The 24,083-nt window shown below is 69.4% G+C and carries 20 protein-coding genes and 1 riboswitch; of the genes, 14 read left to right on the top strand and 6 right to left on the bottom strand.

From position 1 onward, the window contains the following. Positions 1-426 precede the first annotated feature (426 nt). From ACZ5ZX_RS35615 to proB, 5 genes are all read left to right on the top strand, one after another. On the top strand, positions 427-3,543 hold the full coding sequence (locus ACZ5ZX_RS35615) for a translation initiation factor IF-2 N-terminal domain-containing protein (RefSeq protein ID WP_465506371.1): 3,117 nt from the start codon (positions 427-429) through the stop codon (positions 3,541-3,543). 165 nt (positions 3,544-3,708) lie between these two features. Continuing rightward, entirely contained in the window at positions 3,709-4,023 is a 315-nt protein-coding gene (rplU, locus tag ACZ5ZX_RS35610) for a 50S ribosomal protein L21 (protein ID WP_005158538.1), read from the top strand. Positions 4,024-4,050: 27 nt separating this feature from the next. Then, positions 4,051-4,308 carry a 50S ribosomal protein L27 gene (gene rpmA / locus ACZ5ZX_RS35605; protein ID WP_003067129.1) on the top strand — a complete coding sequence of 86 codons (258 nt, stop codon included), beginning with the start codon at positions 4,051-4,053 and terminating at the stop codon, positions 4,306-4,308. A 122-nt stretch (positions 4,309-4,430) separates the two neighbouring features. Beyond that, the gene (obgE, locus tag ACZ5ZX_RS35600) at positions 4,431-5,888 is read left to right on the top strand and encodes a GTPase ObgE (protein WP_465506370.1); all 1,458 of its coding nucleotides are present in this window, start codon (positions 4,431-4,433) and stop codon (positions 5,886-5,888) included. Then, the gene (proB, locus tag ACZ5ZX_RS35595; protein WP_465506369.1) at positions 5,885-6,994 is read left to right on the top strand and encodes a glutamate 5-kinase; all 1,110 of its coding nucleotides are present in this window, start codon (positions 5,885-5,887) and stop codon (positions 6,992-6,994) included. Before obgE ends, proB begins: the two co-directional genes overlap by 4 nt. A gap of 131 nt (positions 6,995-7,125) precedes the next feature. Here the strand turns inward: proB and ACZ5ZX_RS35590 are convergent, their stop codons facing one another. Further along, positions 7,126-7,767: a TetR/AcrR family transcriptional regulator gene (locus tag ACZ5ZX_RS35590; RefSeq protein WP_465506368.1), complete on the bottom strand. Its 642-nt coding sequence runs from the start codon at positions 7,765-7,767 to the stop codon at positions 7,126-7,128. Positions 7,768-7,856: 89 nt separating this feature from the next. On the opposite strand from ACZ5ZX_RS35590, the gene ACZ5ZX_RS35585 reads away from it, so the two are divergent. Further along, positions 7,857-9,131, top strand: coding sequence for an FAD-dependent oxidoreductase (locus ACZ5ZX_RS35585; protein WP_465506367.1), 1,275 nt, complete (start codon positions 7,857-7,859; stop codon positions 9,129-9,131). Here ACZ5ZX_RS35585 and argS read toward each other — a convergent pair. The 3 genes from argS to ACZ5ZX_RS35570 all read right to left on the bottom strand — a co-directional run bounded on the left by argS (position 9,126) and on the right by ACZ5ZX_RS35570 (position 14,405). After that, the gene (gene argS, locus ACZ5ZX_RS35580; protein WP_465506366.1) at positions 9,126-10,850 is read right to left on the bottom strand and encodes an arginine--tRNA ligase; all 1,725 of its coding nucleotides are present in this window, start codon (positions 10,848-10,850) and stop codon (positions 9,126-9,128) included. The two genes, ACZ5ZX_RS35585 and argS, sit on opposite strands and share 6 nt — an antisense overlap. A gap of 71 nt (positions 10,851-10,921) precedes the next feature. Next, a complete protein-coding gene (locus ACZ5ZX_RS35575; protein ID WP_465506365.1) occupies positions 10,922-12,208 on the bottom strand; it encodes an MFS transporter in 1,287 nt (428 codons plus the stop codon). 91 nt (positions 12,209-12,299) lie between these two features. Continuing rightward, the gene (locus ACZ5ZX_RS35570) at positions 12,300-14,405 is read right to left on the bottom strand and encodes a RecQ family ATP-dependent DNA helicase (RefSeq protein ID WP_465506364.1); all 2,106 of its coding nucleotides are present in this window, start codon (positions 14,403-14,405) and stop codon (positions 12,300-12,302) included. Between the two features lie 161 nt (positions 14,406-14,566). Between ACZ5ZX_RS35570 and nadD the strand changes: the two genes are divergently transcribed. The 7 genes from nadD to ACZ5ZX_RS35535 all read left to right on the top strand — a co-directional run bounded on the left by nadD (position 14,567) and on the right by ACZ5ZX_RS35535 (position 21,108). Further along, on the top strand, positions 14,567-15,166 hold the full coding sequence (gene nadD, locus ACZ5ZX_RS35565) for a nicotinate-nucleotide adenylyltransferase (protein WP_081736408.1): 600 nt from the start codon (positions 14,567-14,569) through the stop codon (positions 15,164-15,166). A 55-nt stretch (positions 15,167-15,221) separates the two neighbouring features. Then, positions 15,222-15,641 carry a ribosome silencing factor gene (gene rsfS / locus ACZ5ZX_RS35560; protein ID WP_465463672.1) on the top strand — a complete coding sequence of 140 codons (420 nt, stop codon included), beginning with the start codon at positions 15,222-15,224 and terminating at the stop codon, positions 15,639-15,641. After that, complete coding sequence (locus ACZ5ZX_RS35555) at positions 15,638-16,252, top strand: histidine phosphatase family protein (protein ID WP_465506363.1); 615 nt, start codon at positions 15,638-15,640, stop codon at positions 16,250-16,252. The genes rsfS and ACZ5ZX_RS35555 overlap by 4 nt, the downstream gene beginning before the upstream one ends. 3 nt (positions 16,253-16,255) lie before the next feature. Further along, positions 16,256-16,981, top strand: a complete 726-nt coding sequence (octT, locus tag ACZ5ZX_RS35550; RefSeq protein WP_465506362.1) for a diglucosylglycerate octanoyltransferase — start codon at positions 16,256-16,258, stop codon at positions 16,979-16,981. A 10-nt stretch (positions 16,982-16,991) separates the two neighbouring features. Beyond that, on the top strand, positions 16,992-17,837 hold the full coding sequence (locus tag ACZ5ZX_RS35545; RefSeq protein WP_465506361.1) for a DegV family protein: 846 nt from the start codon (positions 16,992-16,994) through the stop codon (positions 17,835-17,837). A 146-nt stretch (positions 17,838-17,983) separates the two neighbouring features. Next, the gene (locus tag ACZ5ZX_RS35540) at positions 17,984-18,706 is read left to right on the top strand and encodes a ComEA family DNA-binding protein (protein ID WP_465506360.1); all 723 of its coding nucleotides are present in this window, start codon (positions 17,984-17,986) and stop codon (positions 18,704-18,706) included. Continuing rightward, positions 18,703-21,108, top strand: coding sequence for a ComEC/Rec2 family competence protein (locus ACZ5ZX_RS35535; protein WP_465506359.1), 2,406 nt, complete (start codon positions 18,703-18,705; stop codon positions 21,106-21,108). The genes ACZ5ZX_RS35540 and ACZ5ZX_RS35535 overlap by 4 nt, the downstream gene beginning before the upstream one ends. Positions 21,109-21,125: 17 nt before the next feature. Here ACZ5ZX_RS35535 and thrC read toward each other — a convergent pair whose 3' ends face one another. Then, positions 21,126-22,391, bottom strand: a complete 1,266-nt coding sequence (gene thrC, locus ACZ5ZX_RS35530; RefSeq protein WP_465506358.1) for a threonine synthase — start codon at positions 22,389-22,391, stop codon at positions 21,126-21,128. Positions 22,392-22,403: 12 nt separating this feature from the next. Continuing rightward, a riboswitch (SAM riboswitch) is annotated at positions 22,404-22,536 on the bottom strand. 135 nt (positions 22,537-22,671) lie between these two features. Here thrC and holA point away from each other — a divergent pair. Next, positions 22,672-23,655, top strand: a complete 984-nt coding sequence (gene holA, locus ACZ5ZX_RS35525; RefSeq protein WP_465506357.1) for a DNA polymerase III subunit delta — start codon at positions 22,672-22,674, stop codon at positions 23,653-23,655. Between the two features lie 52 nt (positions 23,656-23,707). Here the strand turns inward: holA and rpsT are convergent, their stop codons facing one another. Next, on the bottom strand, positions 23,708-23,968 hold the full coding sequence (gene rpsT / locus ACZ5ZX_RS35520) for a 30S ribosomal protein S20 (protein WP_005158599.1): 261 nt from the start codon (positions 23,966-23,968) through the stop codon (positions 23,708-23,710). Between the last annotated feature and the right edge of the window lie 115 nt (positions 23,969-24,083).

Genomic DNA, 24,083 nt, shown 5'->3' with positions numbered 1-24,083 from the left:
TCTCTCGCGAAGTTCGCCCGGCCGGTGGCCGCGGCGCGCCCGGGAGTCAGGCCTGTGGCACCGAGTACACCGGAGCGGGGCCGGTGTGTGGGATACTCGCGGTGGCCGCTGGCCGATGGGCACACGTGAGAGGTGGCGCCCGCGGTCTCGTGGCCCGGTGGTGTGCTGCACATCCTCCACACGCGTCGCCGCCTTCCGAGGCGGCTCGACGACGTGGCGGGCGGCCCGATGTCGCGAACGTGGCCAGCGCTCCGCCGAGCAGACCTTCAGCCGTACGCGGCGCCCGGACAACCCGGCGCCGTCGCGGTCCGGGCAAGGATTCCCGCTGCTGGTGACCACCACGGCGGAACGAACAGAAAGGGGCCCCTGCGCGGCCGCGTCGAGCCGGTGTGAGCCAGCCGACGCGCCCGGGGGCGGAGGAGATATATGTCGAACGCGGACACACCCGCCGTCACCGGCGGGAATACCGCCACACCCATCGCAGGCCAGCTGGCCGAACTGCCTCCCCGGATCCGGGTGCACGCCCTGGCGAAGCTCCTGGGATCCAACAGCCGTGAACTGATGGCCAAGCTCGGCGAGCTCGGCGAGACCGTTCGTAGCGCGCAGTCCAGCGTCACCCGCGATGTGGCCATCAAGCTCGCCGAAGCCCTCACCGGCGGAGACGAGCCCGAGACCGCCGAAGCGGCCCCGGCCGCCGAGGCCCCTGTTGTCGAGAGCCCGGCCGCCGAGACCCCGGCCGAGCCCGAGGTCGAGACGAAGCCCGAGGTCAAAGCCGAGACGCAGCCTGAGCCCGCGCCGCAGGCCGAGGCGTCCTCCCGGCGGGTTCCGCCCGCGCTGGCCGCCCCGGTGACCCCGGAGCCGCCGCAGCGGACGACCCGGCCGTCGAGGGCCGCCGTGCACGTCCCGGTCTTCGCGGCGCCGTCGCCGATCTTCCTGCCGCCGGAGCCGGTCGCGGCGAAGCCCGCCCGCCGTCCGGAGCCGTCCTTCACCGAGACCGAAGAGATCTCTTCCGACGAGGACGAGACGCAGACCGAGCAGGCCGATCGCCAGGACGGTGCCGACGAGGACGGTGACGACGCCAACAGCCGTCGCCGCCGCCGTCGCGGACGTCGCGGGCGTGGCCGTGGCAAGGGTGGCGACGAGAACTCGGCCGACTCCGAGAACGACGAGGAGCAGTCCGAGGCCCCGCGCGGCCGTCAGCCGCGTGGCAAGGACCGCACCGACAAGACCGATAAGGACACCGAGGCCGAAGAGGCCGAGTCCGAGACGGCGGAAGAGGCGTCCGCCGCGTCTGATTCAACCGAGTCCGATTCGGACAATGACGGTGATTCCGACAACGGCAGCAAGCGCCGCCGCCGTCGCCGCCGTCGCAAGGGCGGTGACGGCGACGACACCGCCGAGACCACCCCCGACGACCCGCCCAACACGGTCGTCCACGTGCGCCAGGCCAAGGCCGCCGAGACCGAGCGTCCCGCCAGGGACGAGGTCCGGAGCGTGCGCGGCTCGACCCGGCTCGAGGCCAAGCGCCAGCGCCGCCGGGACGGTCGTGAAGCAGGCCGCCGTCGCGCGCCGATCCTGTCCGAGGCCGAGTTCCTCGCTCGCCGCGAGTCGGTCGAGCGCACCATGGTCGTCGCCGAGAAGGGCGACTCCACGCAGATCGGTGTGCTCGAGGACGGTGTCCTGTGCGAACACTTCGTGACGTCGTCGGGCACCGGCTCGATCGTCGGCAACGTCTACCTCGGCCGCGTGCAGAACGTGCTGCCTTCGATGGAGGCCGCCTTCATCGACATCGGCCGTGGCCGCAACGCCGTGCTGTACGCCGGTGAGGTCGACTGGGACGCCGCCGGTCTCGAGGGCAAGGCCCGCAAGATCGAGCAGGCGCTCTCCACCGGCGACTCCGTGCTGGTCCAGGTCACCAAGGACCCGGTCGGGCACAAGGGCGCCCGGCTGACCACGCAGATCTCGCTGCCGGGCCGCTTCCTGGTGTACGTGCCCGCGGGTGGCGCCACCGGTATCTCCCGGAAGCTGCCGGAGAACGAGCGTCGCCGCCTGAAGGACATCCTCAAGCGCATCGTCCCCGAAGACGCCGGTGTGATCATCCGCACCGCCTCCGAGGGCATCGCCGAAGAGGAGCTGGACCGCGACGTCCGCCGCCTCAAGGCGCAGTGGGACGTCATCAAGGAGAAGGCCGAAGCGAGCAACGGTGGCAAGAAGAACAGCGCCCCCGTCATGCTCTACGAAGAGCCGGACCTGCTGGTCAAGGTCGTGCGTGACCTGTTCACCGAGGACTTCGCCAAGCTGGAGATCCAGGGCGACAAGGCCTGGAACACCATCTACGACTACGTCCAGCACGTGGCGCCGGATCTCGCCGACCGCGTCAAGCGGTACACGGGCACCGGTTCGGCCTTCGCCGACCACCGGATCGACGAGCAGATCACCAAGGCGCTGGACCGCAAGGTCTGGCTGCCCTCGGGTGGTTACCTGGTCATCGACCGCACCGAAGCGATGACGGTCATCGACGTCAACACCGGCAAGTTCACCGGATCGGGTGGAAACCTCGAGGAGACGGTGACCAGGAACAACCTGGAGTCGGCGGAGGAGATCGTCCGCCAGCTCCGGCTCCGGGACATCGGCGGCATCATCGTCATCGACTTCATCGACATGGTGCTCGAATCCAACCGTGAGCTGGTCCTGCGCCGCCTGACCGAATGCCTCGGCCGCGACCGCACCCGCCACCAGGTCGCCGAGGTCACCTCGCTCGGCCTGGTGCAGATGACCCGCAAGAAGATCGGCACCGGGCTGCTCGAGGCGTTCTCGACGCCGTGTGAGCACTGCAAGGGCCGTGGCGTGGTCGTCTCGACCGAGCCGCAGCGCACCGCCGGTGGTGGCAACGGTCACAGCCACGGCGGTGGCAACGCCGGTAGCGGTGGCGGTGGCGGCAAGGAGCAGGGCTCCCGCCGGTCCCGCAGCCGCGGCAAGGGCGAAGACCAGGGGCAGAACGAGCCCGCGGCCGCCAAGGCCGAGACGCCGCAGGCCCCCGCCCAGCGCGAGTCGGTCGTTTCGGCGGTCCAGGCCGTCGCCAACGCCGCCAAGGCGGCCAAGGGCGAGCACCCGCACGAGGTCACCGAGAACGTCGAGGGTGCCGCGCTCAACGGGCACGCGCCGCAGGCGGCTGAGAAGGCCGCTGAGCCGGTGAAGGAGAACGCGGACGTCGTTGCCGAGGCGACCGTCGAACAGGCGGCCGAGGCCGCGGCTGAGCCGGTTTCCGAGCCGGTCGCCGAGGCACCCGCGACCGAACTCGCCGGTGAACCGGTGACGACTTCGGACGACGAAGCTCCGGCCGTGCGCGAAGAAGAGATCGCCGTCGTCGGGGAATCGGGCCCTGAGCCCGAGGCCCCCGAGGTTCCGGTGACCCAGGAGGAGACCGGACCCGAGGTGGACGTCCCGGCCCCGGCCGGCCGCTCCACCACCCGCCGTCGTCCGCGACGGGCCGCCTCCCGGCCCGCGGGCCCGCCGGTCAAGGCGTCCGAAAACAGCCAGTGAACACCTAGGGGCACCCCGGTGTGATCGCACCGGGGAGCCCCCCGTAACCTGTAGAACGGCCCGCACCTAGAGCGGGCACCTTGCGCAGACCTTGGACCGCCGAGAGAAATCCGGCGGGCCGGTCACGCAAGCCCCCACCCGTTGTCGAGTAAGCAGGAGACTTCCGTGTCGGCGTACGCGATCGTCAAGACTGGCGGCAAGCAGTACAAGGTGGCCGTCGGCGACGTCGTCGAGGTCGAGAAGCTCGAAGGCGAGCCCGGTACCGAGCACACCTTCCCCGCAGTCCTCTTTGTGGACGGTGGCGACGTCACCACGGACGCCGACGCACTGGCGAAGGTCTCGGTCACCGGCAAGGTCGTCGAGCAGACCAAGGGTCCGAAGATCCGGATCCACAAGTTCAAGAACAAGACCGGCTACCACAAGCGGCAGGGTCACCGGCAGAAGCTGACCCGCGTCGAGGTCACCGGCATCAGCAAGTAATTCGGATCTTCAGGGAGAGGCTGAGCGATGGCTCACAAGAAGGGTGCGTCCAGCTCCCGCAACGGTCGCGATTCGAACGCGCAGCGGCTGGGCGTCAAGCGTTACGGCGGCCAGGAAGTCAACGCCGGCGAGATCCTCATCCGCCAGCGTGGCACCAAGTTCCACCCCGGCGTGAACGTCGGCCGTGGCGGCGACGACACGCTGTTCGCGCTGGCCGCCGGTGCGGTCCAGTTCGGTGAGAAGCGTGGCCGCAAGACGGTCAACATCGTGCCGTCCGAAGCCTGATTTTCGGCTTCGAGCAAGAACCTCTGACGAGGGGTGGGGCCGGAATATCCGGGCCCACCCCTCGTTTGTTTTGTATGACCAGGTCTTTTGAACGACACAGTGCGAGTGAATAGAGGCAAGTCATGGCGTCCCGTTTCGTGGACCGCGCGGTGATCCATCTGACCGCCGGCGACGGTGGGAACGGCTGCGCCTCGGTGCACCGCGAGAAGTTCAAACCCCTCGGCGGCCCGGACGGCGGCAACGGCGGCAACGGCGGCGACGTGCTGCTGATCGTCGACCCGAACGTCCACACGCTGCTCGACTTCCACTTCCGCCCGCACGCCCGGGCGGGCAACGGCAAGATGGGCCAGGGCGGCAACCGGTCCGGCGCGGCGGGGGAAACGCTGGAAATGCGCGTCCCGTCCGGCACCGTCGTGATGACCGAAGACGGCGAGATCCTGGCCGACCTCGTCGGCCCGGGCACCACGTTCATCGCCGCTCAGGGCGGCCGTGGGGGCCTCGGGAACGCGTCGCTGGCCTCCAGCACCCGCAAGGCACCCGGGTTCGCCCTGCTGGGTGAGCCGGGGGAGAGCCGCGACCTCGTCCTGGAACTCCGGTCCGTCGCCGACGTCGGCCTGCTCGGCTTCCCGTCCGCGGGCAAGTCGTCGCTGATCTCGGTGCTGTCCGCGGCCAAGCCGAAGATCGCCGACTACCCGTTCACCACCCTGGTGCCGAACCTGGGCGTGATCACCGCCGGATCGACCGTGTTCACCATGGCCGACGTCCCCGGCCTGATCCCCGGCGCGAGCGAGGGCAAGGGCCTCGGCCTCGACTTCCTTCGCCACATCGAGCGGTGCGCGGTGCTGGTGCACGTCATCGACTGCGCCACCTTCGAACCCGGCCGCGACCCGGTGTCCGATATGGACGCCCTCGAAGAGGAACTCGCCCGCTACACCCCGAGTCTCGGCGGTGACCTCGCCGACCGGCCGCGCGTGGTGGTGCTCAACAAGATCGACGTCCCGGACGCGGCCGAACTCGCCGAGTTCGTGCGCCCTGAGCTGGAGGCCCGCGGGCTCAGCGTGTTCGAGATCTCCACGGCGACGCGGCAGGGCCTGAAGGAACTGACCTACGCGCTCGCCGCCGTGGTCGAGAAGTACCGCGCCGAGCAGCCGGAACCGGAGCCGGAGAAGGTCGTGCTGCGGCCGATGGCCGTCAACGACGCGGGCTTCACCGTCGAGCACGACCCGGACGAGGAAGGCGCCTTCATCGTGCGCGGTGTCCGTCCGGAACGGTGGATCCGCCAGACGAGCTTCGGCAACGACGAGGCCGTCGGCTACCTCGCGGATCGCTTGCAGCGCCTCGGTGTCGAAGAAGCACTGGCCAAGAAGGGCGCCGTACCCGGCAGCCCGGTCACCATCGGCGACGTCCAGTTCGAATGGGAGCCGTCGACCCCGGCCGGGGTCGCGGTGCACATGTCGGGCCGTGGGACGGACGTGCGGCTGGAGAACAACAACCGGATCGGTGCCGCCGAGCGCAAGGAAGCCCGCCGCGTTCGTCGTGACGGCCCGGACGGTGTCGAAGACGAGATGGACGACGAGTGAGCTCGACCCGTGAGGCGCTCGCCGCCGCGAAACGGGTGGTCGTCAAGGTCGGGTCCTCCGCGCTGACCACCGCCGGTGACGGTCTCGACGTGGCCAGGCTGGACGCGCTGGTCGACGCGATCGCCGAGCGGGTCTCCCGCGGTACGCAGATCGTGCTGGTCTCCTCGGGTGCGATCGGTGCGGGACTCGCACCGCTCGCGCTCGGCAAGCGCCCGCGCGACCTCGCCACCCAGCAGGCCGCCGCCAGCGTCGGGCAACTCGCGCTGGCCCACGCCTACGCCGAGTCGTTCGGCCGGTTTTCCTTGACGGTGGGCCAGGTTCTGCTGACTTCGGACGACGTCGTGCGTCGTTCGCATTACCGCAACGCGCAGAACACGTTCACCCGCCTGCTGGCACTCGGCGCGGTTCCCGTGGTCAACGAGAACGACACCGTGGCCACCGAAGAGATCCGCTTCGGCGACAACGACAGGCTCGCCGCCCTCGTGGCGCACCTGATCGGCGCCGACGGCCTCGTCCTGCTGTCCGATGTGGACGGTCTGTACGACGGGGATCCCCGTGACGGCGCCACTCGCAAGATCGCCGAGGTCGCCGACGAGTCCGATGTGGACGGCATCACGGTCGGCATGTCGAGTTCCGGGCTGGGCACCGGTGGCATGGTCTCGAAGCTCGCCGCGGCCCGCACCGCCGCCGGTGCCGGCATCCCGGTCCTGCTCGCCGCCGCGTCCGAAGCCGCCCGCGCCCTCACCACCGCCGAGGTCGGCACGGCCTTCGCCGCCGCGGACTCCCGCCTGTCGGCCCGCCGGTTCTGGCTGGGCTACGCCGCGGGCGCGTCCGGGAGACTGCACCTCGACGACGGTGCCGTCGCGGCCGTCGTCCGGCGCCGCCGCTCCCTGCTCGCCGCCGGGATCACCGGCATCGACGGCGACTTCCAAGCGGGCGACGTCGTCGACCTGGTGGACCTCCGGCAACGCACCGTGGCCCGGGGTGTCGTCGCCTTCGACGCCGGTGAACTCCCCGACCTCATCGGCCGCTCCAGCCACGACCTACCCGCCGAACAGCGGCGAGAGGTCGTCCATGCCGACGATCTCGTCCCCCTACGCCCCTGAATGTCAACCCTTTCCACCGGGGGAGCGGGGGACCTTTGCTATCGCCGAACCCAGCATGTGGTGCAAGGTGAGCGGGCAATGGGCTATATATGGTGGCAAAATCAACCTAGGTTGACGCCAAAGGTGGCCGGTCACGCCTGCTGATCTCGACCGGTCGCGAGGTGGCCGACGAGCCGCGCCAGTTGGTCGCCGTAGGCCTCCGCGAATTCGGCTGAGTGGGGATCCTGGCCTGTGGCCGCCCGCGCGACTCGGGGGAGCGCCAATGCCGCACTGGCGGCGGCCATGAAGATCACCAGCAGGAATTCTGGGTCGAGGTCCGCGGGAAAGTCGCCGGCGGCCTGGCGGGCCCGGACGTACTCGACCTGCCGCTGAAGAAACTCCCGCTGCCCTTCGACGCCGATGGCGTCGGGTGCCCCGTCGGTCAGGTTCTCCCACAGGAACAGTTTGGCGAGGTCGTGGTCCCGCACCCCTGACTGGACGAAGAACCGCACCACGTCGGCGAACGGCTGGCTGTGGTCGGAGACCGCGACGTAGTCGTCGTACATCGTCGCGGTCAGAGCGTTGTACAGCCCTTCTTTGCCGCCGAAGTAGTACGAGATCAGCTGCTTGTTCACGCCGGCCTTCGCGGCGATCTCGCTGACTCGTGCCGCGGCGTACCCCTTCGCGCCGAACTCGGCCTTCGCTGCTTCCAGGAGCTGGGCCTTGGTGCGCTCGGGGTCTCGTTGGCGTTCGACAGGGGCGCGGCGGGGGCTTCGAGCGGCGGCTTCGGACATGGGTTCACCTTAGTCGCTGACTCTTTCAAACGTTCAGTTGACTTTATCATCCAGTTGGATGATAGTAGTGGACGGAGAGAGGAGATCGAATGACCACGAGAATCGCGATCATCGGCGGCGGCACGGGCGGGCTTTGTCTGGCACAGGGGCTGCGCAAGGCAGGTGTCGAGGTGTCCGTCTATGAGCGCAGCCGTACCCGGACGGAGCGGCTTCAGGGCTATCGCGTCCACATCAACCCGCATGGTTCGGCGGCGCTGCACGAATGTCTGCCGCCAGAACTGTGGACACGATTCCTGGCCACGACCGGCACCTCGAGCGGGCCGTTCACGTTCGTGACCGAGCAGTTGAAGGATCTGATGGTGATCGACAGCGAGCTGACCTGGAGCCCGGATCCCGCGTCGAACCACCATTCGGTCAGCCGGATCAGCCTGCACCAGGTGTTGTCCGACGGGCTCGACGGAGTTCTTCATCACGGCAAGGAGTTCGTCGGATACCGGAGAAACGGGGATTCGGTCGTCTGTGAGTTCGCCGACGGAAGCACCGCAGAGGCGGATCTGGTGATCGGCGCGGACGGGGCGAACTCCCGGGTGCGGAAGCAGTTCTTGCCGCATGCCGATCGGGTGGACACCGGGATCATCGCGATCGCGGGTAAGCACCCGCTGACCGAGGAGGCCCGCGAACGTTTGCCCGCGCGGCTCACCGAGGGGCCGAGCATGGTGATGCCCCGTGCGGGGGCAGGACTGTTCAGCGCGCCGCACGAACTGAACGGTGTGTCGTCGGTCAACGACGAGACCGCCGAGTACGACCCCGTCCTGTTCGACAACACTTCGAGTTACGTCATGTGGGCGTTCGCGGCCGACAACCGGCGCTACCCGGACGACGTGTCCTCATTGGACGGTGAGGCCCTGCGGGCTCTCGTGCTGGATCTGGTGGACGACTGGGCTCCCGCGCTCAAGGACCTGATCGCCGGTTCGCCGTCGGGGTCGGTGTCCCGGCTGCCGATCTTCACGTCGAAACCCGTCGAGCCATGGCCGACGAGCAACATCACCCTGCTCGGGGACGCGATCCACAGCATGACCCCGTTCCGCGGCATCGGCGCGAACACCGCGCTCCGTGACGCGCGACTGTTGTGCCGCAACCTCGTCGCGGCACAGAAGACCGGTGCCGTGCACGCCGCGGTCGCCGACTACGAGCAGCAGATGCGGGACTACGGTTTCGCGGCGGTGCGCGACTCGGAGCGCAGTGCCCGCCAGTTCGTGTCGGAGAACCGGACGGGCCGCACGATGGCGCGGGGGATGTTCCGCTTCTTCCAGGCCGTCCCCCCGTTGAAGCGCAAGGTCTTCAGCGACCACGGCGATTCATAGCCTGGCAGGGGTGGAGATGCCGAGCAGGGACAAGCCCAGCGTCAGCGTCTTCGACGTGAGTTCGGCCAGCAGCAGTCGGGAGTCGCGGACGCCGTGCCCTTCCGCGTCCAGCACCGGGCACTGTTCGTAGAACCGCGAGAACACGACCGCGGTTTCGTAGAGGTATGTGCACAGCTTGTGGGGGAGATGTCCCGCGGTCGCCGAGCCGACGGCTTCGGGGAACCGGACCAGGGCGAGAGCCAAGGCCCGCTCGGCGGGATGACCGAGCGTGATCCGCGCACCGGTGAGATCCTGGTCCGCCTTCGCCAGTACTGAGCGGATCCGCGCATTGGCGTACTGCAGATAGACCGAGGTGTTCCCGTTCTTGGAGAGCATCCGTTCCCAGGAGAAGACGTAATCACGCTCGCGATCGCCGGACAGGTCGGCGTACTTGATCGCCCCGATTCCGATCGCACCGGCGACCTCTTCCCTGACCTCGGGGGAGAGGTCGCCCCGGCTGTCGATCACTTCGGCGGCGTGGGAGACGGCCTCGGTGAGCAGGTCGGATAGACGGACCGATTCGCCGGCCCTGGTTTTCATGGCGCGGCCGTCTTCACCCAGCACGGAACCGAATCCGATGTGCTCGGCCCGGTGCTCCTCATCGAGCCAACCGGCGGCCCGGCAGACGGCGAACACCATCGCGAAGTGCTGTGCTTGTGGCGCTCCGACGACGTAAAGCAGGTCGGTGACGTCGCGTTGCCCCGTCCAGTAGCGCACGGTCGCGAGATCGGTGGCCGCGTAGCCGTAGCCGCCGTCCCGCTTGCGCACGATGAGCGGCAGCGGCTCGCCTTCCCGGTTACGGAAGCCGTCGGGGAAGACGCAGACGGCGCCATCGCTGATCTCGGTGAGGCCGGCGGCGGTCAGGTCGTCCACGACCGCGGCGAGGAACGGGTTGTAGAAGCTCTCGCCGTAGACGTCCTTGCTCGACAGGTCGATTCCGAGGACTTCGTAGACCTGAGTGAAATGCCTTGTCGACTCGTCGACGAGATGTCGCCATAACGACAAGGTCTCGTCGTCACCACCCTGAAGGAGTACCACCCGCTCCCGCGACCGGGTCGCGAAGCCCTCGTGGGTTTCGAACTTCGACCGGGCGGCGCGATAGAAACCGTTGAGATCACCGATCGTGTAAGGACCTGACGGGCGCTCGTCGAGCAGGTGCTCGATCAGCATGCCGAACGGGGTGCCCCAATCGCCCAGATGGTTGTGCGCGATGACGTCGTGTCCCGCGAACCGCAGCAGCCGTGCGATCGCGTCGCCGATGATGGTGGGCCGGAGATGCCCGACGTGCATTTCCTTCGCCACGTTCGGGCTGCTGTAGTCGATCGCGATCCGCCGCGGCCGCGCCGTCACCGTGGCACCCAGCCGTGGGTCGCCGTTGAGCGCGGACGTCCGGTCTTCCAGCCACGACGTGCGCAGCGTGAAGTTGAGAAAACCCGGTCCCGCGATCTCCGGCGGCTCGGCGATGTCCGCGACGTCGAGCCGCGCCGCGATAGCGGCGGCGATCTCCCTAGGGGGCTTCCCGAGCCGTTTGCCCAGGCTCATCGCGAGATCGCACTGGTAATCGACCCCGCTGCGGGACGAGGTCCGGACCAGGGCGGCTGACGGTTCCATGTCACTGACGTGGCGAAAGGCTTCCACCACGCGTTGCGCCAATTCCTCGCTTACATCGCCGAACAACACGGTGTCCCTCCTTCACGCTCGTCGTAGGAGCGCGAGAGTAGCCACCTCGCCACGTCGTCGGCGACGGAGTTTCAGCGCAGATCGCTGCCCTTGGTCTCAGGCAAGGTCCGGATGACGAAGAACGCGATGGCCGCTCCGACCGCCACATACCAGAAGAACAGCGTCGACAATCCGGCATCGGACAGCGCTGTCAGCACCAGAGGAGCGGTTCCGCCGAAGAGTGCGACGGTGAGGTTGTACCAGGCGCCGATACCCAGTCCGCGCAGCTCGGTGGGGAACAGTTCGCTCATGATCGCGGGCGCGATCGACGTCATCGCCGTGTACAGGCAGAGCCCCACACAGAAGACGACCAGCAGCCCCGGTAGTCCCGGACGGACCAAAGTGGACAGCGGGACGATGAGGATCGCGGTCGCCGCCGACCAGACGAGCAGCTGGGGTTTGCGGCCGAAGCGGTCGGACAGCGCGCCCAGCGGATACTGCAGTGCGACGAACAACGCGGTCGCGATCGACAACGCGAGGAAGACGTCGACGTCGTCGGCCTTGCGGGTCTTGACCGCGAAGGACGTCAGTGCGCTGAAGAACGTGTAGTAGCAAAGTGTCGAAAGCATCGAAAAGCCCACGAGCTGCACCACAGCGCGCGGGTGTTCGCGCAGTGTGGTGCGCAGCGGTCGCTCGACCCGGCGCGCCGTCGACTTCTTTTCCTCGAACAGTTCGGTCTCGGCGAGGCTGCGCCGCAGCCACAGGCCGATGATGCCGAGGACGCCACCGAGCAGGAACGGGATCCGCCAGCCGTACGCCGTCAAGTCCGCTTTGGACATCGTCCGGGCGAGCACGAAACCGAGGATCGAGGCGAGCAGGACGGCGGAACCGGTCGAAATGTAGAAGAAAGCGGAGTAGCGCCCGCGGCGGGACGGCGGCGCGATCTCACCCAGGTACGCCGAAGCGTTCGACACTTCGCCGCCGAGCGACAATCCTTGCGCCACCCTCGCCAGCAGCAACAGGATCGGTGCCAGCCAGCCGACCTGGGCGAAGGTCGGCAGGAGGCCGATGGCCACCGATCCGCCCGCCATCAACACGATGGTCAGGATCATCGCGGGCTTGCGGCCCTTGACGTCGGCGAAGCGGCCGAGCAGCATCCCGCCGAGCGGCCGGAAGAAGAACGCCAGCGCGTACGTGGCGAAGGTGTTGATCAACGCGAGGGCTTCGTTGCCCTTCGGGAAGAACTCGCTCGCGAAGTAGATGCTGAACGTGGCGTAGATCGTCCAGTCGAACCACTCCAACGCGTTCCCGACACTGGCGGCGAACAGCTTCCGCACCGGGAGCCGATGTCCGAGTCGTTCCGTCGTTGAGTCCGCCACCGGCACCTCCGTACTCGCGCGTGGACGGAACCATGCCAGAAAGTTTCGGCGGGGGAAAGAACCTGTCGAATGTCGAGACGTGGCTCCTGCGTCACGAAGAGCTGGCGAGGGCGAACGGCAACACGGCGCGGGCCCCGGCCTGGCGCAGCAGGCGCGCCGACAGAGTCATGGTCCAGCCGGTGTCGATCAAGTCGTCGACCAGCAGGATCGGGCCCTCGGTCGCGGCGACCCCGGCGGCGAGCTCGTCGGGGAGGCTGAGCCGCTTCCACAAATCAGCGAGCCGTTGCGCGCTGTTCGCCTGGCGCGGGGGCGGTCCCGCCGAAGCGATGGCGCCCAGATATTCCAGCCGCCCGATCGAAGCCAGCTTCGTCGCCAGACTGTGGACGAGCTGGGGCCGGGTGGCGGACGGCACTTCCACCACCGCGACCGGGCGCTCCGTCCACTGCCAGCCCTTGAGTACCTCGATACAGGCCTGGAAGACCGCGTCGGGGAGCTCGGCGTCCGCCGCGGACGGGCCGACGAGTTCGCGCAGCCGGGTGCCCCAGCCGACGTCGGTCACCCGGCCGACGACCTGGCCGGTCTCGGCCTGCTCACTCGCTGGCAACCGTCCGGAGAGGGGAACGTCCAGCCCCGCCATCCCGGTCGGCCACATCTTCCGGGGCGCGACCTCGACCCCGGGACGACGCAGGCGTTGCCGGGTGGCGTCGACGACGTCGTCGGAAATCGTGGTGTCCCAATGCTTTCCGGTGCAGTTGTCGCATCGTCCGCAGGGCGTCGCTTCGGGGTCGTCCAGCTGACGGCGCAGGTACTCCATCCGGCAACCGGTGGTTTCGAGATAAGCGAGCATCGCGTTCTGTTCGTTGGTGCGCGCCGCGCTCACCCGGGCGTAGCGTTCCTTGTCGTAGCTCCACTCTTCGCCGGTGCCCTCCCAGCCGCCCTTCACCCGGCGGACGGCGCCGTCGACGTCGAGCACCTTGAGGACCATCTCCAGCCTGGATCGGGACAGCTCGACGAACGGTTCGAGTGCGGGTGTCGAGAGTGGACGGTCCGCGTACGCCAGCGCGTTGAGCACCTGCGTGACCCGCAGTTCGTCCGGGAACGCCAGTGAGCCGAAATACGCCCAGATGTCCTTGTCCTCGTGGCCGGGCAGCAGGATCACTTCGGCGCGGTCGACGCCACGCCCGGCACGGCCGACCTGCTGGTAGTACGCGATCGGCGAGGACGGTGCGCCGAGGTGGACGACGAAGCCCAGGTCCGGCTTGTCGAATCCCATGCCCAGTGCCGAGGTGGCCACCAAGGCCTTGACCTTGTTGTTCAGCAGGTCGTCTTCGGCGGCCTGCCGATCCGCCGGATCGGTCTTGCCGGTGTAGGCGGCGACCGGATAGCCGCGCTCGGTCAGCAGCCCCGCGGCGTCGTGCGCGGCCGCGACAGTGAGCGTGTAGATGATTCCGGACCCCGGAAGTTCCTCCAGGCGCTCGGCCAGCCAAGCGAGCCGGGCCTGTGATGTCGGCAGCTTGGCCACCGACAGGTGGAGGCTTTCGCGGTCCAGGCTGCCGCGCAGGACGAGGGTGCCGCCGCCGTTGCCGATGCCCAGTTGTTCGGCCACGTCGGTGGCGACCCGGTCGTTCGCGGTCGCGGTGGTGGCGAGTACCGGTACACCTTCGGGCAGATCTTTCAGCAACGTCCGCAGCCGCCGGTAGTCCGGCCGGAAGTCGTGGCCCCAGTCCGAGATGCAGTGTGCCTCGTCGACCACGAGCAGGCCGGCGCTCGCGGTCAGTTTCGGCAGGACGGTGTCGCGGAAGTCGGGGTTGTTGAGCCGTTCCGGGCTGACCAGGAGGACATCGACCTCGCCGGCCGCGATCGCGGCCTGCACCTGGTCCCACTCCTGCTGGTTCGCGGAGTTCATGGTCGCGGCGTGGATGCCCGCCCGTGCCGCCGCGGAGATCTGGTTGCGCATCAGCGCGAGCAGCGGCGAGATGATCACCGTCGGCCCGGCGCCGCGCTCCCGCAGCAGAGCGGTGGCCAGGAAGTACACCGCCGACTTCCCCCATCCGGTGCGCTGCACGACGAGGGCGCGACGGCGGTGCGCGACCAGGGCCTCGATGGCCGTCCACTGGTCGTCGCGCAGCCGGGCGCCTTCGCCCGCCAATGCCCGGAGGAGGGTCTCGGCGCGGTCCCGGAGAGTCGATGTGTCCACGTCCCCACCTCTACCCCATGCCACCGACGAAGTCGCGGTCGGCATGTCGTGAACGGACCGTTCATCCATGGAACCGACTGTAATGTGACCCAGATCACCACTGGTCGGTGGGTCCGGCGACCCGAGCGGGGAGCCACCCGCGGTGTATAGGCTCACGACCCATGTCACCACGCCGGATCGGGGTCATGGGCGGCACCTTCGACCCCGTGCACCACGGGCACCTCGTCGCGGCCAGCGAGGTTCAGTCACGGTTCGCGCTCGACGAGGTCATCTTCGTGCCCACCGGTCAGCCGTGGCAGAAGTCCGACAGGGTGGTCACCCGGGCCGAGGACCGGTACCTGATGACGGTGATCGCGACGGCGTCCAACCCCGTCTTCTCGGTCAGCCGCGTCGACATCGATCGCGTCGGGCAGACCTACACCGTCGACACCCTGCGCGACCTGCGTGCGGAATATCCCGACGACCAGCTGTTCTTCATCACCGGCGCGGACGCGCTCGAACAGATCCTCACCTGGCGCAACGCCGACGAGCTGTTCGATCTGGCGCATTTCATCGGCGTCACCAGGCCGGGTTACCGGCTCAATTCGCAGCATCTGCCGAGCGGGAAGGTGAGCCTGGTCGAGGTGACCGCGATGGCGATCTCGTCCACCGCCTGCCGCGAACGGGTCGAGGGCGGGGAACCCGTCTGGTACCTCGTCCCCGACGGTGTGGTGCGCTACATCGCCAAAAAGGACCTCTATCGCAAAGACCGGGGAGCGTGACCGGGTACCCTCGTCGGGCGCACCCGCGAGTAAAGCCATCTGTTTGAGGAGAACTGTGACAGCCACGTCCGAGGCACGAGAGCTGGCCGTAGCGGCCGCCCATGCGGCGGCGGACAAGAAGGCGAGCGACGTGGTCGTGCTGGACGTGTCCGACCAGCTGGTGATCACCGACGCCTTCGTCATCGCGTCCGCGCCCAACGAGCGCCAGGTCGGCGCGATCGTCGACAACGTCGAGGAGCAGCTGCGCCTCAACGGGCACAAGCCGGTCCGCCGGGAAGGCGCCCGGGAAGGCCGCTGGGTCCTGCTGGACTACGTCGACGTCGTCATCCACGTCCAGCACCAGGAGGAGCGCTCCTTCTACGGTCTCGAGCGGCTCTGGAAGGACTGCCCGCGGATCGAGGTCGCCGGTCTGGCCGTGCCGGCCGACGGGGACCCAGCCGAGGAGGACCCCGCCGGCGCGCAAGGGGCCTCGTGAGTCCGCGGCGGCTGGTGCTCTGGCGCCATGGCGAGACCGACTACAACGCGGCGGGCCGGATGCAGGGGCATCTGGACTCCGCGTTGACGCCGGTCGGCTGGAACCAGGCCCGGTTCGCCGTTCCCGCGCTCGCCAGGTTCTCCCCGGATCTGGTGATCGCGTCGGATCTCCGTCGCGCGACGGATACGGCCACCGTGCTCACTGAGGCCATCGGTGTCCCGCTGCGGATCGACAAGCGTCTCCGGGAAACCCATCTGGGTGAATGGCAGGGCTTCACCGGCCAGCAGGTCGACGAGGCCTATCCCGGTGAACGCGCACGCTGGCGGGTCGACGCGACCTGGGCACCGCCCGGCGGCGAGTCGCGGGTGGACGTCGCCGAACGCGCGCAAGAGGTCGTCGCCGATCTGGATCTGCCCAATTCCGACGCCGGCGACACCGTGCTGCTCGCCACGCACGGCGGTCTGATCATCGCGCTGACCGCGAAGCTGCTCGGTCTGCCGGTGCCGTCCTGGCCGGCGTTGGGCGGGATCGCGAACTGTCACTGGGTCGAGCTGACCCGGCGTGACGGGAACTGGCGGCTGGCCGCCTACAACGCGGGAATCACCGGCTGATCCATGGCTCCGCGCCTGCTGGTGTTCGGCGATTCCCTCAGCTTCCACGGCCCGGACGGCCCGCTCGCCGCCGACGACACGCGCCTGTGGCCCAATGTCGCCGCCGAAGCGCTCGGTGGCGGTGCGGACCTCGTGGCCGGGTTCGGCTGGACGGCCCGTGACGCCTGGTGGTCCTTGACCGGGGATCCGCGGGTTTGGGCCGATCTCCACCACGTCGACGCCGTCGTGCTCGCCGTCGGGAGCATGGACACGCTGCCTTCGCCGTTGCCCACCTACCTGCGTACCGGTCTGCGGTACCTGCGGCCCGACCCATTGCGACGGGTGGTGCGCAAAACGTATCTTGCCGCTCAGCCCCGGCTCGCGATCGCCCTGCGAGGACGTCCGGCGGTCTTGCCTGCGAAGCTGACCGTCCAGTACCTCGACATGGCTGTCGGAGCCTTGCGGGTGCTGCGGCCGGAACTGCCGATTTTCGGCATCCTGCCGTCGGTCCACCGGTCCGACTCCTACGGTCGTGTGCACACCGCCCGCGCCGGTGCCGCCGCCGCCATCGCCGCTTGGGGGCGTCGCGCGGAGATCCCACTGCTGGATCTCGAAGCCGTCGTCGGCGACCACGTGCTGAGCGGAAGGGGTAATCCGGACGGAATGCACTGGGGCTGGGAAGGTCATGCCGCCGTCGGCGCGGAAATGGCCCGCCTGATGGCCCCGGTGCTGCGCCCCGCGGCAACGTAGGCTGGCTGCCGTGTCGGTCGCCGTAGTCACGGATTCCACCGCCCACCTGCCGGAAGGCTTCGCCGAACGGAACGGGATCCGGGTGGTCCCGCTGCACGTCCTCGTGGACGGCGTCGTCTTTCTCGACGGCGTCGAAATGGGCCCCGCGGCCCTGGCCGAAACGCTCGGCAAACGCAGCATCGTGACGACCTCACGGCCGACTCCCGCGGAATTCGTCAAGGAATTCCGTGCGGCACTGGCCGAAGGCGCGGACGCCGTCGTGTCGGTCCATCTGTCCCGTGAGCTGTCCGGGACCTGGGAAGCGGCGGTGCTCGCGGCTCAGGAGGTCGGGCCGGACAGGGTGCGTGTGGTCGATTCACGCAGCACCGCGATGGGGCTCGGCTTCGCGGCCCTTCGTGCGGCGAGTGCCGCGGCGGAGGGTGCCGATCCGGCCGAGGTGGAAGCGGCGGCGGTCGACGCGGTGAGCCGCTCGGAGACCCTGTTCGCCGTCGAGACCCTCGAATACCTGCGCCGCGGCGGGCGGATCGGCCCCGCGGCCGCCCTGCTCGGCACGGCGCTCGCGGTGAAGCCCGTGCTCCACATGTCCGAAGGCAGGATCCAGCCGCTGGAGAAGGTGCGGACGATGAATCGCGCCGTGGCGCGGCTGGTCGAACTGGCCGTGAAGGCCGCCGACGGCGGACTCGCCGACATCGCCGTCCACCATCTGGCCTCACCGGAGCGCGCCGTCGAACTGGCCAACCGGCTGGAGGAGTCCATCAACTGCCCGGAGGGGTGCGTGGTGTCGGAGCTCGGCGCCGTCATCGGCGCCCACACCGGCCCCGGTGTGCTCGGTGTCGTGATCCAACGAGCGGGCTAGGGAAACCCGTCAGCGTCCCATAACACCCCGACGGAAATCGGCGGTCGGGTCTCGGCCGGGCCTGGGTTGTCCACAACACCCCACTTATCCACAGCCCTGCGATTCGCCACTGCCGCCGTCCACCCCCGCTCCGTAGCGTCGTTCACGTGTTCGACCGAACCGCCCGTCCGCCGGGCTCCTCCGCCAACGCCAGGCTGGCGTGGCTGACCGCGCAGCTGTCGCCACCCACCCAGGGCCCGCCCGCGGGCAGGCTCGTGCGCCGCTGGGTACCCGCCCGGTTCACGGCGGACGGGATTCCGGTGAACCGGCGGTGGTTCGCCGTGGCGGCCGTGCTGATCACGGTGGCCGTGATCGTGACCGGCGCGGTCGCTCTGTTCGGACACCGGCCAGGGGCGGAGACCCCGCCGCCCCTGCCGTCGGCGAAGGCCGCCGGAGACGCCCCCGCCGCGGCGGCCAAGGCGCCTTTGGTGGTCAGCGTCGTCGGCCGGGTGCTCAACCCCGGCCTGGTCACGATCCCTCCGGGCGCACGGGTCGCCGATGCCCTCACGGCGGCCGGTGGGGCACGGCCCGGAACGGATCTGACCGGGCTGAACCTGGCCAGGCGGCTCACCGACGGCGAGCAGGTGGCCGTCGGTGTCCCCGGACCGGCCGTGGCCGGTCCGGGGACACCGCCAGGGAAGCTCGACCTGAACACGGCCACGGCCGAGCAACTCGACACCCTGCCCGGGGTCGGCGAGGTGATGGCGAAACGCATCGTCGACTGGCGGTCCGGGCACGGTGGGTTCACCACGGTCGAGCAACTCCGTGAAGTAGAAGGGATCGGCGAAAGTAAATTCAAAAAAGTCCGGGAACTGGTGTCCGTCGGATGAACCCGTCCGCCGATCCGTCCGAAGTGGACACCGCGTCGTGGCGAGGGCAGGACCTGCGGCTGGTACCGGCCGCGGCGACGGCCTGGCTCGGCACTCTTTCCGGGCTGCTCGGCGGCTGGTGGATCACGATGCTCTGCGGTGCGGCCGCCGCGGTGCTCGCGAACTTCGCCGGTGTCCGTGCCCGCCGGACGGCGTCCCGGTGGGTGACGGGGTTGGGTGCGCTCGCGGTCCTCGGCGCGCTCACGGCCGGTCCGGTGGCGCTGCGGATCCGGGCCGCCGAGCAGGACGACCTCCGTGCCGCCGCCGCACGGGGGAGCGCCGCCACCATGAGGGTGCTGGTCACCGAGCGGCCACGTCCGGTCCGCGGTGCCGGATACGCCGATCGCCGGGCAGGCACCCGCCTGGTGGTCATCGCCGCGACGGTGGACACCGTGGTGGTGGACGAGCGAGGGGTGGATTCGGCCGGCCGGATCCTCCTCCTCGCTCCCGCCGAGGGGTGGACGGACCTGCTGCCCGGGCAGCAGGTCACCGCCTCCGGGCGGCTGGCCCCGGCAAAGGGGGCCGAACTGACGGTCGCGGTCCTCTCGGTGCGAGGCCCGCCGTCGGGGCTCGGACCGGCGCCCTGGTGGCAGCGAGCCGCGGAATCGCTGCGCGCCGGGCTCCGGGAGCTGTGCGCCGTTCTCCCGGAGGAGCAGGCCGGTCTCGTGCCCGGACTGGTCGTGGGGGACACGAGCGCACTGTCCCCGCGGGTCGAGCGTGAGTTCACGGACTCCGGCATGTCCCACCTGATGGCCGTGAGCGGTGGGAACGTGGCGATCGTCTGCGGCTCGATCCTTCTCCTGCTGAGGGCGCTTCGGGTCGGGCCGCGGACATCCGCCGCCGCGGCCGCCGCGGGGCTCGCCGGGTTCGTGGTCCTCGCCGGACCCGCGCCCAGCGTGCTCCGTGCCGGAGTGATGGGTGCGGTGGGGTTGCTGGCGCTGGCACTGGGCCGCCGGGGTTCGGCGCTGCCCGCATTGGGGTTCGCCGTGGCGGGCCTGGTCGTGGCCGATCCCGCGATGGCGGCCGATTTCGGGTTCGCCCTTTCGGTGCTGGCCACGGCCGGGCTGGTACTGCTGGCTCCGCGGTGGGCCGAGTGGCTGGTCGGACGTGGCGTGCCGTCCGGCTATGCCGAGGGACTGGCCGTTCCGCTGGCCGCGTTCGTGGTGACGGCGCCGGTCATCGCGGGGATGGCGGGATCGGTCAGTCTCGTCTCGGTGGTGACCAACGTGCTCGCCGCGCCGGTGGTCGCCCCGGCCACCGTGTGCGGCGTGCTCGCCACCGTCATCGGGCCATGGTGGCCTGCGGCGGGAAGACTGCTGGTCCGCCTGACCGAACCCGAGGCGAGCTGGCTCATCACCGTGGCCCGTCACGGCGCCCGTGCGCCGGGAGCGGTCGTGGAGTGGCCGGGTGGCTGGTGGGGCGGGCTCTTGGCGGCCGCCCTGCTGGTCGTACTGCTTGTCGCCGTCCGGCTGCGGTATGCCCGGATCCTGGTGGCGATCGCCTTGGCGGGCGGACTCCTCGTCTTCGTGCCGGCGCGGGTGCTCGCCCCGGCGTGGCCGCCGGCGTCGTGGAGTGCCGTCGCCTGCGACGTCGGGCAGGGCGATGCCGTGGTCCTCGCGACGGCCGAACCGGGGAGGGCGATCCTGGTCGACACCGGCCCGGAACCGGGACCGGTCGACGAGTGCCTGAGCAGGCTCGGCGTGGACCGCGTTCCGCTGATCGTGCTGAGCCATCTGCACGCCGACCACATCGGCGGTCTCGAATCCGTCTTCGAGGGCCGATCGGTCGGTGCGGTCGCCGTCGGTCCGGGACGGGCGCCCGCGTGGGCGTGGCAGCAGGTCGCCGACGAGACCGCGCGCCGTGGGATTCCCTTGCTGGAACTCGGGATCGGGCAACGGCTGGACTGGCCGGGACTGTCACTGGAGGTACTGGGGCCGCGTTATGTCACGCGGCGATCGGTCCTCGAACAGGACGGCACGGTGATCAACAACGGATCGGTAGTCCTGCGGGCCGGGACCCCGGCTGGCCGGTTACTGCTGACCGGCGACGTCGAGCTCGCCGCGCAGGCCGACCTGATGGCGGAGGGGGTCGATCTGCGTGCCGAGATCCTGAAAGTGCCGCACCACGGAAGCCGTTACACGGCACCGGATTTCCTCAACGTCGTCGCGCCGAGGGTCGCGTTGGTGAGTGTCGGCGCGGGTAACACCTACGGCCATCCGAGCAAGTCCACTTTGGACAACCTGGTGGCCGTCGGCGCCTTGGTCGCCAGGACGGACACGGACGGCGACACCGCGGTCGTCGCCGACGCGCGGGGTCTCGCCCTGCTGCGCCGGGGTGAGGCCCGCGGCCCGCCTCGTTCCTGAGGCGGGCCGGCGGGATCTCAGATGCCGAGTGCCTCGCGGACAGCGTCGGCCGAAGCGCTGACGGTGGCCTTCGGGCCGACCTTGTCCTCGATGGCGTCGAGGGTCTTGAGGCCGTCACCGGTGATCAGCAGCACGATCTCGGCGTCCGGGTCGAGCTTGCCGGTCTCGATGAGCTTCTTGGCCGTCGCCACGGTGACCCCGCCGGCGGTCTCGGTGAAGATGCCCTCAGTGCGGGCGAGCAGCCGGATGCCTTCGACGACCTCTTCGTCGGTGACGTCTTCGATCGCTCCGCCGGTGCGGTTGACCACGTCGAGGACGTACGGGCCGTCGGCCGGGTTACCGATCGCCAGCGACCGGGCGATCGTGTCCGGCTTGACCGGCTGGACGACGTCGTGGCCCGCGCGGAACGCGGCCGAGACGGGGGAGCAGCCGGTGGCCTGCGCGCCGAACACCTTGTACGGCGTTTCCTCGACGAGGCCGAGCTGTCCGAACTCGCGGAAACCCTTGTCCACCTTGGTGAGCTGGGAACCGGAGGCGATCGGCACCACGATCTGCGGGGGAAGGCGCCAGCCGAGCTGCTCGGCGACCTCGAAGGCCAGTGTCTTGGAGCCTTCCGAGTAGTAGGGCCGGACGTTCACGTTCACGAACGCCCAGCTCTCCTGCTCCGCGGCGAGCTGGGTGGCGAGCCGGTTCACGTCGTCGTAGTTGCCGTCGACCGCGATCAGGTCACCGTCGTACACGGCGGTGGTGAGGATCTTGGCGCGTTCGAGGGTCTTCGGGATCAGCACGACCGACCGCCAGCCGGCGCGGGCCGCCGCGGCGGCGACCGCGTTGGCCAGGTTGCCGGTCGAGGGACAGGCGAGCACCTCGAACCCGAACTCGCGCGCGGCCGCGAGCGCGACGGCCACCACGCGGTCCTTGAACGAGTGGGTGGGGTTGCCCGTGTCGTCCTTGACCCAGATCTTCTTGACACCGAGCGCTTTCGCGAGCCTGTCGGCCTGGACGAGCCGGGTGGCGCCGGGTTCGGTGTTGGGGATTTCTTCGACGTTCGAGGGAACGGGAAGGAGCTTCTTGTAGCGCCAGATGTTCTTCGGCCCCGCTTCGATGTCCTCGCGGCGCACGCGGCCGAAGTCGTAGGCGACCTCGAGCGGCGAGAAGTCCTCGGCGGAAACGAATTCGGGGGCGAGCGGCTGCCGGTGTCCCTCTTCCTTCGACACCAGTTCGACGGCCGGTCCGAGATCCGGGGTCTTGGTGGTGGAGGTCGTGCCGAGGGTTGCGGTCATCGCGAGGTCCTTTCCTCATCTGCCCCGCCGAGGCGGGCCGGAATTGGCACCGTGTTCGTCAGCTATCCCACGATCGCGGGATGACAGGCTGACGCCGGTTGCCGGGGCTTCATCGGGCCGTTCCCTCTGCCCCTCTGGATGAGCGGTATTCACTTGTCGGCACGCGCATGATCGCGTCGCCTCGCTAACACCGTACGACATGGGGCTCGCGTGGGGCCACCGTGCCCGGAACACATCACCGGACAAAGCACACGAGAGGAGGAGTGGCAGGATCGTCACCGTGACGACGCAAGCTTCCGCCCCATCGCCGCTGGTCCTGGTCCTCGGTGAGGAAGAGCTGCTGATCGAACGCGCGATCCGTGGCGCTTCGGACGCGGCCAAAGCGGTCGACCCGACGGCGGATCTCAGCCGCATCCGGGTGTCGGACCTCACAGTTCCGGCACTCGCGGAGATGGTCAGCCCCTCACTGTTCGCCGAAGCCCGGGTCATCGTGCTCGAATCCGCGCACGACATCTCACAAGAGCTCGCCGACGGGGTGATGGCCTACGTCAAGGCGCCCGCTGACGGCATCGTGCTCGTCGTCGTGCACAGCGGAGGCGGCCGGAGCAAGGCCGCCAAGGCGCTCCCCGCTGCCTTGAAGAAGGCAGGAGCGGAAGTCGTCGAGTGCTCGAAGCTGACCAAGCCCGCTGAGCGAGAGTCCTTTGTCCGCAACGAAGTCCGCCGGGTGGGCGGAAAGATCGACGGCGCGGCCGTGCTCGCGCTGATCGACGCGGTCGGCTCGGATCTGCGCGAGTTGTCGTCGGCCGCGACACAGCTCGTCGCGGACTCCGGGGGAGTGGTCGACGAGCAGGCGGTCCGCCGCTACCACCGGGGTCGCGCGGATGTGAACGGGTTCGCCGTCGCCGAGAAGGCCGTCGCCGGTGACAAGGCGGCGGCGCTGGAGTCACTGCGCTGGGCGATGCAGCTCGGCGTCCCGCACGTACTGGTCGCGGACGCCCTCGCCGACGCGGTCCGGACGATCGCACGGGTGTCCGGCGCCGGTCGCGGGAACCCGAACCAGATGGCGGGCGAGCTGGGGATGCCGCCGTGGAAGGTGCGCAAGGCCCAGGGACAGGCCCGCGGCTGGGGGCAGGACGGTCTCGCCACCGCGATGCGGATCGTCGCCCGGCTCAACGCCGAGGTCAAGGGGGTTGCGGCCGACCCGGAGTACGCGCTGGAACGCGCCGTGCTGGAGGTCGTCGACGCGCACGGCATCAGCCGCTGAACATGGCGAAGGGCCCCGGCGACTCGCGTCACCGGGGCCCTTCGAAAGCCGATCAGAGAGAGTTCGCGCGCTTCGCGAGCGCGGACTTCTTGTTGGCGGCCTGGTTGGCGTGGATAACGCCCTTGGTGACGGCCTTGTCCAGCTTCTTGGCCGCGTCCTTCTGCAGCTCCAGGGCCTTGGCCTTGTCGCCGGCGTCGGCGGCCTCGCGGAACTTGCGGATCGCGGTCTTCACCGAGGACCGGATCGCCTGGTTGCGCTGACGCGCCTTCTCGTTGGTGGTGATGCGCTTGATCTGCGACTTGATGTTGGCCACGGGGGCGCTCCTCTTGATCTCTCGGTGGTTTCACCGCCGCGCTGTGACTGGCCCTGCGCGCTCGAGAAAGCGGCGCGGGTTTCCTCCATGACGGAATGCCACACGGCGATGAGGA

Source organism: Amycolatopsis sp. NPDC033938, assembly GCF_055575975.1.
Note: the sequence above shows the minus strand (reverse complement) of the source record. Positions and strands in the feature narration are given on the sequence as shown.

Coding starts and splice junctions, on each gene's coding strand:
- ACZ5ZX_RS35615 (WP_465506371.1), top strand. CDS start 427: ATGTCGAACGCGGACACACCCGCCGTCACCGGCGGGAATACCGCCACA.
- rpmA (WP_003067129.1), top strand. CDS start 4,051: ATGGCTCACAAGAAGGGTGCGTCCAGCTCCCGCAACGGTCGCGATTCG.
- obgE (WP_465506370.1), top strand. CDS start 4,431: ATGGCGTCCCGTTTCGTGGACCGCGCGGTGATCCATCTGACCGCCGGC.
- ACZ5ZX_RS35590 (WP_465506368.1), bottom strand. CDS start 7,767: ATGTCCGAAGCCGCCGCTCGAAGCCCCCGCCGCGCCCCTGTCGAACGC.
- ACZ5ZX_RS35585 (WP_465506367.1), top strand. CDS start 7,857: ATGACCACGAGAATCGCGATCATCGGCGGCGGCACGGGCGGGCTTTGT.
- nadD (WP_081736408.1), top strand. CDS start 14,567: ATGTCACCACGCCGGATCGGGGTCATGGGCGGCACCTTCGACCCCGTG.
- octT (WP_465506362.1), top strand. CDS start 16,256: ATGGCTCCGCGCCTGCTGGTGTTCGGCGATTCCCTCAGCTTCCACGGC.
- ACZ5ZX_RS35535 (WP_465506359.1), top strand. CDS start 18,703: ATGAACCCGTCCGCCGATCCGTCCGAAGTGGACACCGCGTCGTGGCGA.
- thrC (WP_465506358.1), bottom strand. CDS start 22,391: ATGACCGCAACCCTCGGCACGACCTCCACCACCAAGACCCCGGATCTC.